This window comes from Streptomyces sp. NPDC018026 (genome assembly GCF_044327745.1).
GTDB classification, from domain to species: Bacteria; Actinomycetota; Actinomycetes; order Streptomycetales; family Streptomycetaceae; genus Streptomyces; species Streptomyces rubrogriseus.
Window position 1 is genome coordinate 53378 of record NZ_JBIRFY010000024.1, and the last position, 14697, is coordinate 68074.

General features: G+C 72.6%; 15 protein-coding genes, 1 tRNA gene and 1 pseudogene. 4 read left to right on the forward strand and 13 right to left on the reverse strand.

The window, feature by feature from the left end; all coding sequences use genetic code 11:
- Positions 1-164 precede the first annotated feature (164 nt).
- Both ACH4D3_RS39500 and ACH4D3_RS39505 read left to right on the forward strand, forming a co-directional pair.
- On the forward strand, positions 165-1139 hold the full coding sequence (locus tag ACH4D3_RS39500; RefSeq protein ID WP_398332601.1) for an LLM class flavin-dependent oxidoreductase: 975 nt from the start codon (positions 165-167) through the stop codon (positions 1137-1139).
- Positions 1140-1252: 113 nt separating this feature from the next.
- Positions 1253-1552 (forward strand): hypothetical protein, encoded by a 300-nt coding sequence (locus ACH4D3_RS39505; RefSeq protein ID WP_398332602.1) that lies wholly within the window; start codon positions 1253-1255, stop codon positions 1550-1552.
- A 46-nt stretch (positions 1553-1598) separates the two neighbouring features.
- Here the strand turns inward: ACH4D3_RS39505 and ACH4D3_RS39510 are convergent.
- From ACH4D3_RS39510 to cseB, 5 genes are all read right to left on the reverse strand, one after another.
- Positions 1599-1673 (reverse strand) — tRNA-Trp (locus ACH4D3_RS39510).
- 204 nt (positions 1674-1877) lie between these two features.
- Positions 1878-2864, reverse strand: coding sequence for an endonuclease/exonuclease/phosphatase family protein (locus ACH4D3_RS39515; RefSeq protein WP_398332603.1), 987 nt, complete (start codon positions 2862-2864; stop codon positions 1878-1880).
- Positions 2865-2871: 7 nt separating this feature from the next.
- Complete coding sequence (locus ACH4D3_RS39520; protein ID WP_398332604.1) at positions 2872-3975, reverse strand: D-alanyl-D-alanine carboxypeptidase family protein; 1104 nt, start codon at positions 3973-3975, stop codon at positions 2872-2874.
- A gap of 108 nt (positions 3976-4083) precedes the next feature.
- Positions 4084-5376 carry an ATP-binding protein gene (locus tag ACH4D3_RS39525; protein ID WP_398332605.1) on the reverse strand — a complete coding sequence of 431 codons (1293 nt, stop codon included), beginning with the start codon at positions 5374-5376 and terminating at the stop codon, positions 4084-4086.
- A gap of 1 nt (position 5377) precedes the next feature.
- Entirely contained in the window at positions 5378-6100 is a 723-nt protein-coding gene (cseB, locus tag ACH4D3_RS39530) for a two-component system response regulator CseB (protein WP_398332617.1), read from the reverse strand.
- A gap of 516 nt (positions 6101-6616) precedes the next feature.
- Between cseB and ACH4D3_RS39535 the strand changes: the two genes are divergently transcribed.
- On the forward strand, positions 6617-7747 hold the full coding sequence (locus ACH4D3_RS39535) for a methyltransferase (protein ID WP_398332606.1): 1131 nt from the start codon (positions 6617-6619) through the stop codon (positions 7745-7747).
- Here the strand turns inward: ACH4D3_RS39535 and ACH4D3_RS39540 are convergent, their stop codons facing one another.
- The gene (locus tag ACH4D3_RS39540; RefSeq protein ID WP_398332607.1) at positions 7748-8311 is read right to left on the reverse strand and encodes a hypothetical protein; all 564 of its coding nucleotides are present in this window, start codon (positions 8309-8311) and stop codon (positions 7748-7750) included.
- Positions 8312-8362: 51 nt separating this feature from the next.
- Positions 8363-9124: a TSUP family transporter gene (locus ACH4D3_RS39545; protein WP_398332608.1), complete on the reverse strand. Its 762-nt coding sequence runs from the start codon at positions 9122-9124 to the stop codon at positions 8363-8365.
- A gap of 139 nt (positions 9125-9263) precedes the next feature.
- Here ACH4D3_RS39545 and ACH4D3_RS39550 point away from each other — a divergent pair, with 139 nt between their 5' ends.
- Positions 9264-10214, forward strand: a complete 951-nt coding sequence (locus tag ACH4D3_RS39550) for a LysR family transcriptional regulator (RefSeq protein WP_398332609.1) — start codon at positions 9264-9266, stop codon at positions 10212-10214.
- Positions 10215-10263: 49 nt separating this feature from the next.
- On the opposite strand, the gene ACH4D3_RS39555 is transcribed toward ACH4D3_RS39550, so the two are convergent.
- The 6 genes and pseudogenes from ACH4D3_RS39555 to ACH4D3_RS39580 form a co-directional block, all read right to left on the reverse strand.
- Entirely contained in the window at positions 10264-10776 is a 513-nt protein-coding gene (locus ACH4D3_RS39555) for a hypothetical protein (protein WP_398332610.1), read from the reverse strand.
- Positions 10777-10911: 135 nt separating this feature from the next.
- Positions 10912-11094: pseudogene (locus ACH4D3_RS39560) on the reverse strand (DNA-binding response regulator); the annotation flags it as partial.
- A gap of 493 nt (positions 11095-11587) precedes the next feature.
- Complete coding sequence (locus tag ACH4D3_RS39565; RefSeq protein WP_398332611.1) at positions 11588-12094, reverse strand: hypothetical protein; 507 nt, start codon at positions 12092-12094, stop codon at positions 11588-11590.
- Positions 12095-12418: 324 nt separating this feature from the next.
- The gene (locus ACH4D3_RS39570) at positions 12419-12655 is read right to left on the reverse strand and encodes a hypothetical protein (protein ID WP_398332612.1); all 237 of its coding nucleotides are present in this window, start codon (positions 12653-12655) and stop codon (positions 12419-12421) included.
- Positions 12656-14038: 1383 nt separating this feature from the next.
- Complete coding sequence (locus ACH4D3_RS39575) at positions 14039-14392, reverse strand: DUF6300 family protein (protein WP_398332613.1); 354 nt, start codon at positions 14390-14392, stop codon at positions 14039-14041.
- Positions 14389-14697: hypothetical protein (locus ACH4D3_RS39580; RefSeq protein WP_398332614.1), on the reverse strand; the 309-nt coding region annotated here is incomplete at its 5' end. The genes ACH4D3_RS39575 and ACH4D3_RS39580, both read right to left, overlap by 4 nt.

A 14697-nucleotide genomic window follows, 5' to 3' on the forward strand; every position in this document is an offset into this window, starting at 1 on the left:
CACGCCAGTGATGTGTCATGGTCGGCTTGGACCTGCCGTCCAGGATGCCGCCGCAGACAGGAAGCATCTGTCCCGGTACGCGGCCGCGGGGACGGACTCGCACCGTGGCGGGAACGGGCTCACGCGCCCCTCGTCCGGCCCGGCCGGTTCCTATGATGGTGGACGTGATCGACATTCCACTCTCCGCGCTCGAGGTCGCGATGGTCCAGACCGGTACCCGGGCCGTCGACACCCTGCGCGACACCGCCGCCTTCGCACGGGAGTTGGAGCGCCTGGGCTACCACCGCATCTGGTACGCCGAGCACCACCATTCACCCGCGATCGGGGCCTTCCCGCCCGTCGTGCTGACCGCGCACGCCGCGGCCTCCACAGCGGTGATCCGCCTGGGCTCGGGCGGCGTACTCGCCCCCAACCACGCGCCCATCACGGTCGCCGAGCAGTTCGGCACCCTGGCCGCCCTGCACGAGGACCGCATCGACCTCGGCATCGGCCGCGGCCCCGGCACCTTCGACGAGGCCACCGCACGAGCCCTGCGCCGAGGCGCCGGACCCACGACCGACTCCGAGTACGAGGCGGACGTGGCCGCGATCCTCGCCCTCCTGGTGGACGAGGTCGCACTCGGCCCGCTGCCCGAGCCGTGGCTGCTCGCGTCCAGCCCCGCCGGGGCCACCCTGGCCGCCCGGCTCGGGCTGCCGGTCGCCGTCGCCCACCACATCCGCCCGGACAACACCTCCGCGGTACTGGAGCACTACCGTTCCGCCTTCACCCCCTCCCGCTGGTGCGACCGGCCCCGCGTGCTCCTCTGCGTGGAGACCGTGTGCGCCGAGAGCGCGGAAGAGGCCGAACGGCTCCGCGGCCCGATGAACGTCGTCAAGGCCGGGCTCCTCAAAGGAGTCGGCGACCTGCCCTTCCCCACGCCCGCGGAGGCCGCCGCGCACTCCTTCGAGGCCGGGGAACTGCGCGCCCTGGAGGACTTCCGGGCCCAGCAGGCCGTGGGCACCCCCGACACCGTCGTCCGCGGGCTGGCCCACCTGGCCGACGAGACCGGGGCCGACGAACTGATGCTCACCACTCCCGTTTACGACGCCCGCGACCGGGTCCGCTCGTACGAACTCATCAGGCAGTACCTGGGCACCTGACCGATCCCGGCCCAACCACCCTTCCCGCCCGAATACATCGCGTAGCGAGTGGACACCTTTGTGCCGTGGAGCGGCTCGCACCGTGCGACCGCGGCGAACGAAGGGGGACACGCGTGAAGCGAATCCGACGCATGGCGACGGCCGTGGGAACCGCCGGTGCGGTCGTGACACTTGTGCTGGGCGTGACGACATCGGCCACCGCGGCCGAAGGCACGCTGGTGATCAACGGTCAGACGCACAAGGACCCCAGCGGCTGCTATCCGATCGACCGCTACCCCTCGTCCGTGGCCAACCACACCGACGCGATCGCCGAGGTCCACCGCGGCCCCGGCTGCACCGGGCAGGTCGAGTGGCTGGTCCATCCCGGCGAGATCTACCACACCGAGCTGGCGCAGAGCGTCTTCATCCTCTGACGAGCCGGATCCCGCGAGCCCTGCCCGGCGGAGGGCGGCGCACGGGGCGGAGCGGCTGGATTCGAACCAGCGTCCTCGCGGTTTTGGAGACCGCGCGCGTCGACCTCTGCGCTACGCCCCACCCCGCTGACGAGCCTACGCGACGGGGGCCGAGGCGGGCACGCGATCGGCCGGATCGCCGACCTCACCGCCGACAAGGTGCCCCACCAGGGATTCATCTGCCGGTGCCCCACTGTCCGCCGGGACGCTGCGGTGGATCTGGGACCGCGACGACCCCGGCGCCGTGAACCAGTGCTCCACCGTCACCCCACGGGTCCCGCCGCCGCTACCACCGCACGGACGCCGCCACCGGCAGGTGGTCGCTGGCGGTCGCCGGGAGGGTCCACGCCGAGCATGCCTCCATGCCGCGCAGCAGGATGTGGTCGATCCGGGCCAGCGGGAACGCCGCCGGCCAGCTCAGCCCGAATCCGGCTCCCGCCATCTCCTGCGCCGAGCGCATCGGCGAGGTCAGCGCGGACAGGGCGCGGTCGTCCGTGGTGCCGTTGAAGTCGCCCACGAGCAGGGCGCGCGGCAACGCTTCGGCGCGCAGGGCCTCGGCGAGCAGGTCGGCGGCGCGGTCGCGGGCGGCCGTGCCGAATCCCGCCGTGGGGCTGAACCGGACCGACAGCAGGTGCGCCACGTACACGGCGACGGGCCCCTTGGGCGTGCGGACCGTGGCGCGCAGGGCACGCGGCCAGGGGGCGATGTCGACGGCGCGGGTGTCGGTGAGCGGATAGCGGCTCCACAGGCCCACCGTGTCGTGCACCGAGTGGTACGGGTAGTCGGCGGCCAACTCCTCCTCGTACACCGACGCGTCGCCCAGTTCCTCCAGGGCCACCACGTCGGCGCCGGATTCGGCCAGCGCACGGGCGGTGCGCGCGGGGCGCGGATTGTGCTCGTTGACGTTGTGCGTCAACACGGTGAGGTCACCGCCGCTCGTCTGCTTGTCGGTCAGCGTCCCGCCGTACAGCAGGCCCCACACCAGGGCGGGCAGCAGTACGGTCGCGGCGGCGACGGCGGAACGGCGGATCGCGGCGCACACGAGGAGCAGTGGCACGACGAGGCCGGTCCAGGGCAGGAAGGTTTCGGTGAGACTGCCGAGGTGTCCGGGCCGGTCGGGGATCAGGGAGTGGCCCAGCATCAGGAGTGTGGCGGCCAGGGCGACGAGGGCGGCGGCCAGTGCGCCGCGTCCGCCGGGGGAGAGGCGGCGGCGTGGTGGCTGGGGCGCGGGGGGTTGCGGCGGGGCGGGGGAGGTATCGAGAACTGCGGTCAAGGTCGTCTCACCGGGTTCCGGACGGGGCGTCGGTGTCCGAGCCGGTGTCCGTGGCAGAGGCAGTGGCAGGGGCAGGGGCAGGGCCGGGGGCAGGGACGATCGCGGCCATGCGGTGCCGCACCTCGTCCACGAGGGCACGGCTGGTGTCGAAGACGGCGTGCAGGCCCTCCTGCGGGCTGGTACCGGCGCGCTGGTGCAGCACCACACCGAGGGCGAGATGCCGTCGGCCGGTGCGGTCCGCGACGTCGACCGCCCACATCAGCGCGCCCCCGGCGGGCGTGCTGGAACCGGTCTTGATCCCGATCACACCTGGTGCGGCCAGCAGTTCGTTGCTGTTGGGGATAGTCGCGGAACCCACTGCCGGGGCCGTGCGCGGCAGGGCGACGACGGACCTGAAGACCTCGTCGCGCATGACCTGTCGCGCCAGCTTCAACTGGTCCGCGGCGGTGCTCGTGGTGGTGGACTCGATGCCGCTGGCTCCCGTGTACGTGGTGTCGTCCATGCCGAGGTCGTCGGCGGCGCGGTTCATCCGGGCGACGAACGCCTCCTGCGACCCGGCGTCCCAACGGGCCAGCAGCCGGGCGATGTTGTTGCCAGAGGGGACGAGCATCAGTTCCAGCAGGCGGCGTTGGCTCAGCCGCTGCCCCGGCCGGACCTCCACGGTGGACTCCGCGCCGGAGAAGGACTCGCCGGCGGCCTCGGCGTCCACCGTGACCAGGGGGCCGGGGGCGTCGCCGCGCAGGGGGTGGTCGCGCAGGATCACATAGGCCGTCATCACCTTGGTGACACTGGCGATCGGCACCGGCCGCCGTGGCCCGTGGACCGCGGCGGTGCCCTGCGGCCCGATCCCCTCCACCAGGACGGCCGCCTGACCCTCCTGTGGCCAGGGCAGCGACGCGGTGAGGGACGTGCCGGGCCGTCCGCCGCCGGCGCCCGCCGCGGACGGCGCGTCGTCGGCGGCTCCGCGGGCCGCGAGGACGCTGCCGAGGGTCACCAGGGTGACCAGGGCACTCGCGCCGGTGGCGAGGAGCGCCGGGCGTCGTCGCGGGCGGAAGGGGGACGGCGGGGTGGGAAAACCGTCACGCTCGCCGGGTTCGGGCTCTGGGCGCACGGGAGCACCTCCAGGGGACGCGGTGCGCGTCGTTCGCGCATCGCGGCCACTCTCGGCGAGGGGGATGTCCGCACGGCCGTGGCCGTGTCGCCGCTCCCGCTCGGCCGGTCATCCGTTGTGTATCGGCCGTGCGGCGTCCGCGGGCAGCCCGAGGGTGGCGACGGCCCCGCCGTCGGGTGCGTTGGCGAACGACAGCGACGCCCCGAGGACCTGGGCCTGGCCGAGCGCGATGGTGAGTCCCAGGCCGTGCCCCCGGCCGCGTTCCGGCGTGCCGGTGCGGAACCGCTGGGGCCCCTCGGCCAGCAGCTCGGGCGGAAAACCGGGGCCGTGGTCCCGCACGGTCACCGTGGTGCCGGCGACCGTGACCTCGACGGGCGTACGGCCGTGCCGGTGGGCGTTGACGACGAGGTTGGTGACGATCCGGTCCAGGCGGCGCGGGTCGGTCTCGGCGACCAGGGCGTCCCGCGCGGCAAAGCGTGTGTCCAGCCCGGTGCGTTGCACCGACTCGGCGACCGCGTCGGCCAGCAAAACCCTTCTCGGTTCGGCCCGTTCGGCGCCCGCGTCCAGGCGGGAGATCTCCAGCAGGTCCTCCACCAGGGCCCGCAGCACCCGCACCCGGTCCTGCACCAGGCCGGTCGCCTCCCCCTCGGGCAGCAACTCGCTCGCGGTGACCAGGCCCATCAGCGGGGTCCGCAGTTCGTGTGCGACGTCCGCGGTGAAGCGCTGCTCGGTGAGCAGCCGCAGGTGCAGGCTGTCGGCCATCGAGTCGACCGTCGCCGAGATGGCGGTGATCTCGTCGTTGCCGCGCCCGGCTCCGGTCCTGGCGGTCAGGTCGCCGTCCGTGATCCGGCGGGTGGTGCGCGCCACCCGCCGCAGCCGGCGGTAGGGCAGTTCGGCGGCGAGCGCGGACAGGGGGACGACGAAGGCCAGGGCGAGCAGGGAGTACTGCCACATGTGCCGGTCCAGGGCACGGCGCGTGAGGAGGTCGGACGTCATGTCGATCTCCGCGGCGACCGGCCTGCCGCGGTAGAGGCGTGCCGCCCACATCGAGGGATGGTCCCCGGCGCCCGGTTCCTCGTACCAGGTGACCGCGCCGCGCTCCGGTTCCGGGGCCTGCCGCTCGTCGCGCCGGTCGTCGAGCCGGTTCAGCAACTCCTGCGGCAGTTCGCCCGGCACCAGGTGGAGCCCCGGGGACGGGACGCCGTCCCGCTCGTAGGCGTCCAGGCCGGTGCGGAGTGCCGCGGTGGCCTCGGCGGCCCCGTCGTTCATCGACCGGGCCAGGGTGCTGGAGTGCACCAGGGTCCCGATGGTCAGCGCGACGGCACAGCAGCACACGGTGACCAGCAGACAGGTCTTCCAGCGCAGGGAACGCCAGTTGAGCAGGTCGCGTACGGCGTCCATGTCAGCGCCGCAGTTTGTAGCCGAACCCGCGGACGGTCTCGACCCGGTCGGCCCCGATCTTCTTCCGCAGCCGCTGCACGCACAGGTCGACCACGCGGCTGTCGCCGTCCCAGCCGTAGTCCCACACGTTGCGCAGCAGGGTCTGCCGGTCGAGCACGGTGCCGGGGTGCGCGGCGAACTCCAGCAGCAGCCGCAGTTCGGTCGGGGCCAGTGCGACGGGCCGTCCCGCCAGCGACACCTCCAGGCCCGCGGTGTCGACGGTCAGGTCGCCGAAGACCAGCAGCTCACGCCCGTCGGCGCCGGACCGCTCCGGCCGCCCCCGGTCCCCGGCGGCGGCCGGGGCCGCGCCGGAGGCGGCGGGCGTGTAGACCGCCCGCCGCAGCAGCGAGCGGATGCGGGCCACCAGGACCGCGGTGTCGACGGGCTTGACGACGTAGTCGTCGGCGCCCGCCTCCAGACCGGAGACCACGTCCAGGGCGTCACCGCGCGCGGACATCATCAGCACCGGGTCCATGCTGGTCTCCCTGATCCGCCGGCACAGCCCGATGCCGTCGAGGCCGGGCAGCATCACGTCCAGGAGCAGCAGGTCGTGGCGGCCCTCCCGGAACAGCTCCAGCCCGGTCAGACCGTCACCGGCCGACACCACCCGGTAGCCGTAGCGCTCCAGCGCGAGCGTGACCGACCTGCGGATGACCTCGTCGTCCTCGACCAGCAGGATCGTCACGGTCGCCGGAGCGCCCTCCTCGCTCACTGAGCCCGACCTCTCTTCCCGTCGCCCAGCGGGGAATCCCGCACGGCGCCCCTGACCTCGTACTGCTCGCATTCTGCCGGTCGCGCGTCGCCTGCGGGCATCCGGCGCGGCTCGGGCGTGTATCAGCCGCGTATCGGCCCGGCCGGGGGCGCGCTCGCCCACCAGGCGCGTGTGGCGGCCCGCGCACCGTCACTTGGCGGTGACGAGTTCGATGTGCCGCGGCGCTCAATGGCAGAAGGGCCGATATATCGGTTGGCAGGCTGTGCACGCACCATGCGAACCTGCTGTTCCTCCTCAGGAAAGGGCTGGATCCGATGGTGGTGCCTGGCATGGTCGTGTGGGTCTACCGCTCGCGCGCTTCGACGCGAGAGCGGTAGACGACCCTCTGCCCCACCGCACACGCCCGTCCCGCGGACCGGCGTGGGTTCGGCCTGCTCCTCGTCGAAGTGCTCTTCGTGTCCCCGCACGTTCGACCACGAGGAGTACGTGGTGTCCGCCATCCACTGGGCCGACGGCCCCACCCACCGATCCGCCCGCTGGCACTCCGAGAGCGCCTTCCCGCCGCCGCTGCGCACGGTCCTCGCCGACGACCGGACGACGGCCGACGCCGCCTGCCGGCTGGCCCGCGAAGGAACGGCCCTGCTCTGGCAGGGCGACTACCACAACGCCCGGCAACTGCTGGTGGCGATGGGCCGGCGCATCCGCCCCGAGCCGCCCGGACCCGGCGCGACCCCGGCCGAGTCCTTCCACCTGCACCGGCGCGGCAACGGTCACCGCGCCCGGATCCTCGGCAAGCTCCTGGTGCTGCTGAACGACGACCACACCCTGCGGCTGCGCCGGGCCCCCGACGTCCGCCAGGCGTGTCTGGACGCCTACGGCCCTGCCCAGGGACCCGTGGCGGTCTCGCTCAGGGAACTGCTGGGCGTGATCGGCGCCCACCAGTGGCGTGCGAGAGGGGTCCACGTACCGGCGCTCGGCACCCTCATCCACCCCCACTACGGGGTGTTCGCGCCGGTCAGGGGCGAGTACGTCGACCTCGTCGCCCGCGCACCGCTGCCACCGGCGCTCCGGCGCGCTCCCGGCGGCGGTACGGCGTTCGACCTCGGCACCGGCACCGGTGTCCTGGCTGCTGTCCTGGCCCGCCGTGGACTCGGCCGCGTCGTGGCCACCGACATCAGCCCGCGCGCCCTGGCCTGCGCGCGGGAGAACGCCCATCGGCTCGCACTGGCCGGCCGTATCGAGGTACGGGGCCCCGGCCTGTTCCCCGAAGGCCGCGCCGACCTCGTCGTGTGCAACCCGCCCTGGCTGCCGGGCCGGCCGACCAGCTCCGTCGAGCAGGGCGTCTACGACCCGGACGGCACCATGCTGCACGGCTTCCTCGCCGGACTCGCCGCCCACCTCAGGCCCGGCGGCGAGGGCTGGCTCGTCCTGTCCGACCTGGCCGAACTCCTCGGCCTGCGCACCCGTCGCGACCTCCTCGACGCGGTCGGGGCGGCCGGCCTCCGGGTGGTGGACCGGACCGGCACCAGGCCCCGGCACCCCCGCTCCCGGGACGCGGGTGACCCGCTCCACGCCGCGCGGAGCGCCGAGACCACGTCCCTGTGGCGGCTGACGGCGTGATCAGACCGGTCGTGCCGCGCGGGGTCGGCCCTTCTCCCGTCCCGGGCCGGCAACGGGCTCGCTGGGCAGCAGGCCCCCGGAGACCGGTGCGGTGCCCAGACCGACGTCGCCGTCCTGGTGGCGGCGTACCCAGTCGTCCAGGTCGAGGGCCGTCTCCTGCGGCTCCGCGAGTATGTGGGCGCGTAGGCCGTCCGCGTCGTCGGGGGAGCGCAGTTCCGCCCGCAAGACGGCCTCGGCCGGCGCGAAGCGCACGCGGGCGACACGGGGCGACACGTTGAGGATGTCCCCGACGAGCCGCCAGTCCGCGCCGCCTACACGCTCGTAGACCGCGGCCGCCTCCAGGTAGCGGTGCGCGGCGGCGAGTACCCGGGCGGCGTCGGTGAGCACGGCGCCCGGTTCGCGGCTGGTGCCGTCGGGGTTCATCTCGTGCGCGCCGACCGGGACGGCGGCACGGGCGAGGTCGGCCAAGTCGCACGCCGCGCAGGCCATCAGCAGCCTCGCCCGTGCCGTGTCCGTGAGGGGCGCGGCCGCCCCCGCCCCCGCTTGCGCTCCGTTGTCGGTCATGCCGGTCGCCTCCGCTTCCAGGGTCGGCAGTGTGTGCGTGCTGCGGTGTCGTCAGCCGCGCAGGAAATACAGGACGGTCGTGATCACGGCTGTTGTCAGGAGGCAACCTCGCAGCAGCCGGGCCGGGAGGTGACGGGCCAGGTGGGCGCCTGCGAAACCACCCGCGACGGCGCCGGCCAGCATGACCGTGAGCAGCAGCGAAGCGCTCAGTGCGTCCGAGGCGACGAGGAACAGCACCGTCGCGCTCAGGTAGACGGCCGCGAGCTGCGTGATCCGCATCGGATTGCTGACCGCGGCGTCGAGGCCGAGACCGATGCTCCACAGGGCCGTCATCACGATGCCCGCGCCTCCGCCGAAGTATCCGCCGTACAGGGCGAGGACGAACTGACCGCACAGGACGCCTCCCGGGCCCAGGCCGACGGGCCGGCCGAGCGCCCCGGCCAACGCGCGGGAAAGCTGCCGGCCGAAGGCGAGCATCGCGGTGGCGAAGGCGAGCAGCCACGGCACCGCCGCGTCGAACGACGACGCGGGCAGCACCAGCAGCAGCCCGGCGCCGACCCCACCTCCGGCCACGCTCACCCCGGTCAGCGCCTTCGTCGAGGCGGGCCCGACCCGAACGACTTCGCGCCGGCACACCCACGCGCTGGCCACGACACCGGGCACGAGCGCGACCCGGGACACCGCGTTGGCCGTCACCGGCTGCAGACCGAAGGCGACGAGCGCGGGCAGCGCGACGAACGTGCCGCCGCCGCCGACGGCGTTCAGGATCCCGGCGGCGACACCGGTCAGCAGGACAAGACAAACCTCGATCACTCGCCGAGCGTCTCCCGCGGCCGCGCGGTTCCACAATGCGGAATCGACGTACGGAGCCTAAGGCTGGGCCTCAGGCTGGGCGCAGGCCTGCGCGGTGCCTCGCCACGGTCCGCGGCTCGCGCCGTCCTAAGCTGGCCAGGTGCGCTACGACCTGGACGACCTGCGACTGTTCCTCCACATCGTCACCGAGGGGTCGATCACGGCGGGCGCCCACCGCATGCACCTGAGCCTGCCCTCGGCCAGCGCCCGGGTGCGCTCGCTGGAACACCACGCCGGGGTGGCCCTGCTGATCCGCGGCCGACGCGGCGTGCGGCCCACACCGGCGGGAACGACCCTGGCCCGCCACGCCCGTGACGTACTCGACCGGACGGCACGGCTCGAGAGCGCCGTCGCGAGCTACACGCGGTCCCCGACGACCGCGCTGACGCTGCTGAGCGGCGGCTCCGCGATGCACCGGCTCGTGCCGCAGGCCCTGGTCTCGTTCCTCCGCGCCCACCCGGACACCGACGTCACGGTCTTCGAGAGCCGCACCCCGCAGACGGTCCGGATGCTCGCCGACGGCGAGGCGGACCTGGGAGTCGTCCTCGACCACGAGGCCGGGGACTGCGGTCTGGAGCTGGAACCCCTCGGCGACGACTCCCTCGTCGTGATCGGCCAGGCCGGAGGGATCCTCGCCGGACGGACCGCGCTGAGCTACCGCGAGGTCGCCGAGCACCCCCTGGTCGGCCTCGACGCCGACGCGTCGCTGCGGCGCTGGATCGAGCGGCGCCTCGGGCCGCACGCCCCGGCCGTGCGCTACCGCACCACCGTCGCCGACCTGAACGTCCTCGTCTCCCTGGCCGCCGCCGGCGTCGGGCTCGCCGTCGTACCGCGCCGCGCCGTCGACCCCAGCCGGACCCTCGACGTCCGTGAACTGCAGGACCCCTGGGCGCGCCGCCACCACCTCCTGGCCCGGGGCGTCAAGGACCGCGCCACGTCGGCCGCGACCACCGCGCTCGCCGAACACCTGCGCCGGGCGGCCCGTTCCGAGCCCGCCTTCCACAAGCCGCGCGCGGACACCGTGGACAGCCCGCCGCCCCCCGAGAACTGACCCGTACCCGTACCCGGACCCGCACCGATGTCCCGGACCGCGCCCGCGTTCACCGACCGCAGTAGGTGTTGCTCAGCAGTGTGTTGATCCGCTTGCCGTTGGCCTCGGTGACCTTGTGGTCCCCGGTGCTGAACCGCTGCGCGGCGACCCGGTCGGGCTCGGCCACGTTCCGCTGGAGATCGGCGCACTGGGCGTCGGCCTTGGCCAGATCCTCCGGGGTGCCGAGGGCCGGATCGATATAGCGCAGGCCGCTCTGGAGGGCGGCGACGCGGGCCGCGTCGAACGCGTCGTCGACCAGGTCGCTCCCGTCGGGAGCCGGGTCCGCCGGAGGGTCCTCGCCGGTGGGCGGGGCCGACGGGCCCGAACTCCCGGTCGGAGGCGTGGTGTCCGGATCAGGTGCGGGCGTCGAGGCCGCGCTCGCCGACGTCCGGGTCGCGCTCGGCCGGTCCGCGTCGGACTCGTCCGAACCGTCGTTCCCGCACCCGGCCAACAGCAGTGCCACACCCGGCGCGAGGAGGGCGACGACGATGCCTGGGTGGCGCATGGCGAGCTTCTGGCGCATGGATTCCGCTCCGTGGGGAGAGTCTCGGCTTGCCCTGGCAGACCCATGATGCCGTACCGAACCCGGGACCGAACCGGGTCCTGCACACCGCCGGCATCGTCACTGACGGCGCTCCGTCTGGGGAGCCGCCGGGGTTCAGCGCGGATGCCGGACGAGCCCCACCCGGTAGTCGAGGGCAGCCAGTTGAGCCCTACTGAGGGCGTCGAACTCGATCCTGGCACGCTGGACGTAGGCGTGCACGGTCAACGGGCCGAGGAAGAGCCGCTCGGCGATCTCATGGCCCGCCAGCCCGTTCGAGACCAGCACCGTCACCTCAGGCTCCCTCGCGCTCCCTCGCGCGGGTGGTCACCGGGGACAGCAGCGCGTCTCCGACGGTCACGTGCGGATGCCGTCGAGCAGCACGTCGGCCGACGCGCCCTCGCCGACGAAGCCGCTCGTGCCCAGCCCCAGCGCCAGCTACCGAGTCCATCCCGGTACCGCGCGTCGGCGCAGGAGAGCCCAGCCCTGCGAACGCGGAAGTGGCGGAGCCGAAGCCGCCGAAGCGACTCCCCTACGACGACGCCTTCTACTGCGTTCACCACCTGCTCCAGAGGATGACGACCGAGACGTTCGTCCAGGGAGCAAGGTGTGGATGGACATCCTGCGGGATCAGCGCCCGGAGGAGTGCAAAGCCCTGCTGGTCGAGTTGGGAGCCAAGTAGCCGCGCTGCATCCCACACGGCCCCGCGCGCCCGCGTCCGCGAGTCGAGCGGGGCCGTGCTGCCAGGGACGCCGCCCGAACAGTGCACGGGCGGCGCTCCCATCGGTCTGGGTCAGTTGCCGTGCTGGGTGACGGAGCGTGGGTACGGCTGTGGCGCCTGGTGCAGCAGCCTCCTTCCCACCCAGTGCCGCCATCGTGATGGCTTCGCCGGTCGGCTGGGGCAAACGGCAGCCTCAGGCTCCACGAGGGGAACCTGAGCCTGCTCCGCCCATCGCGGCTCCGGGGCCTGCCCCTTCTGTTGCAACTGCCCGGCAGTGGGCGCGGGCAGGCCGCGCTGGTAGGCGTCGGCTCGCTCCCAGGCCTGCTCCCACAGCCGGGCTTCGGGAGTACCGGGCTCGACCCCACCGCACACCCTTACGAAGGCGAGCAGCAGGGTCTTTGACGGCCTCCGTTGTCCGCTGAGGACCGCGCCCAGAGAACTGCGCGGCAGGAAGCTGACGCCGTTCTCGGTGGCCGTCGCCTCCAACTGCCGCAGCGTCCTGTTGCCGTGGGCGAACCGCAGGGCGCGCATGGCGTCCAGCAGTTCGACCGGCTCGCAGATGTACTGCGGCGGCAGCACGGGGCGGCGGTGCCGAGGCCGGGTGCCGGGCGGAGCCGTGGCGGCTTCTGCCTTCTTCCACAGGCGCTCGGCATGCCGTTTGTCCCCGCCGCATACTCGGACGTACTCCTGGACGACGGGCCAGGCGGGCAGCCGATCGCCTCGGGCAGCGTGGAAGAACCGCAGGTGAGGGACAGGCTGACCGGACAGGAGAGTTGCTTGACGTGCCATCTGGCGATAGCTCAGACCCGCGCGCCGGCGCAGTGACCGAAGCCACTGCGCCAGCTCAACCACGGGTGCGGGCGTCGCCAGGGCGCTGGTGTCGCACCCCATGACGTTCTCTCCCTATACGCGGCGTGCGGAGAAGATGGCGACGGTCCGGCGGACGAGTTCCACCGCCAGCAGGCCGCCGACGGTGATCGTCGCTACGACGGTCTCCAGGTTCTGCCCCCAGGCCGCCAGGCCGGCGGTCAGGCTCAGCACCACCACGATGATGACGACGGCCGGAGTCGGCAGCAGCGGGCTGCCTTCCCTGGCCGGGCCCTGCACGCATGAGGCGTGCAGGTGCGCGCGCATGTTCATTTGTCTCCTCGGTCGTTGCCACTCGACACGAGGCCCGGATACGACGATCCTCCAGCCTTGCAGAGCCGGAGGATCCAGAGCCTCATTGGACACCTTCCTTCCTCCGTTTCAACGCGGTAAAGGTCGTTCCAGTGCCGCCGTTTCAACTCGTCCCACGTTGTGGTGACGGGCCGTCAAGAGAAAGGTGCAGGTCATCCGACGTGCTTGGTATCCGGTCGTTTCGCGGCGCGCGGCGACAATCCCGCTTCCGTCCTCCGCGAGGGGTGGCTTGGGACGGGTGAAACAGCGAAAGTCAGGGGACAACACCGCACAGAGCGACCGGACCCGATCCGGACGCCTGAGGATCTCCAGCCGAGCGAGGGAGGGGCCTGACATGCAGGCAATGGTCGTGGCAGTCGACCTGCAACGCTTCTCGTCCATGCGCGACGACCGGGTACCTGTCCCTCCGGTTGAGTCGGCCGAACACCTGTGCCGTCCGCGCGGGCACTCGGCACCGGGCTGTCGCGAAAACCGGTTCGCGCAGCGGAGAACCGTGGGCGGACTTCCGCCCGGGCCACCACGCCACGGCGCGGACAGCCGACGCGGGGTCGGCGCCCTCGCCGCCTCCGAGGGGCGGTCCCAGAACCTGGGCACCCTCAGCAGGCCGCCGCCTGCCCGCAACGGGACTCCGCCCGGCGCAGCAGACCACTTATGCGCTTCCTGCCGCGCCTTGCGCCGGAGCTCACCCGTTTCGACGGCGCGCCGATGCTGGGCACCTTCATGCCCTCCGGCGGCCTGTCGCGGAGTGAACCGAGCCCGGCCCTCCCACCCGTCTGCCCTCAGTCCCGGCCTGCGCCGGCTTCTTTCGCGCGCCTGCCCCATCGCCGAGGAGTAGCAGGCGACACATCTCTCTTGCCCGCCCCCCTGGCCACAGGTCCATTCGCGACCGAGTCGGGAGGGGGTCAACGGCGTGCATCACAAAACGTGTCTTCTGCCGCGCCTCTGCCGCGGCCTATGATCGCGGTCTCCCCGGCCGTTGCCACTCGACACAACATGGGGATCGGACGGTCTTTGTTGCAGCGAAGCCCGTCCACGGCACAACCGGCGGTCTGCGTCTTCGGCATCCGGCGGCCCGCCTGTTCCCGAAGTGGGGACGCCGGGCCAATTCCGCCCCGCTGGATCCTGTCCAGCGGGGCGGAGTGCTGCACATGGGGCGAGGCGAATGAGGGCTCTGCGCATGGTCGTCGGCTGCCTCGGAAACGCGGGTGTTCGGTGCGATCCCGCCAGGTCCGCCTGAACGGTGCATCAACCCGTCTGAAGCAGTGGCGAGGAATCGACACCCGCTACGAGAAGACGGCCACCTTCTGTCCGGCCGGGCATGTTCACGACGGATACCGCCCGGTGTCAGGGCAGCTCGCCTTTGTGCCGGTGAGCGTCTTCCTCACCTTGCAAACGAACCATGTCGACCCTTGGCTGTCGGACCGACTCGACCCAGGCGACCATACGGCAGCCGAACTCGGCTAGGTGCGTGAGAGGGATCTTCTCGGCGACAGCGAAGAGTGCCAGCAGGTCGTCCGCAGGCGTTGCACCGCTGTCGCAGGCCGGGCACAGATCCGCCTCCCGGAAGCCTTCGATCAGGTGCCCGGTGATGTTCGTCCACGAATGACCGAACCGGACACGGAGCAGGGCCGCGCCTCCGCAACGGGCGCAAGGCGGCACCTGGTCGAAACGGAAGGTGATCTCCTCGCCGCCGGTCATGCCACACCGTGCCAGGTGTTCTGACCGAAGGAGCCCTTGATGTCGGAGGCGATGGTGGCCGCGTTCACCGTCGACCGGAGCAGGTAGACCGTGGTCTTCTGCGGTCCGCGTACGAATAGGTGGACGGGGCTCTCGCCAGGGTGGGCGCTCATGATCCGCCTGAGTTCCCTGACCATCGGCTCGTTGACGCGGTGGTACGGGAACGCCAGCTGGACCGGCGCTGCTCCGTTGTGCTCGGCGGCCGTCACGTCGAGGACCTTGAGCTCCTGGCCGAAGATGCTGATGGCGCCGTCCCGGTCGTTGAT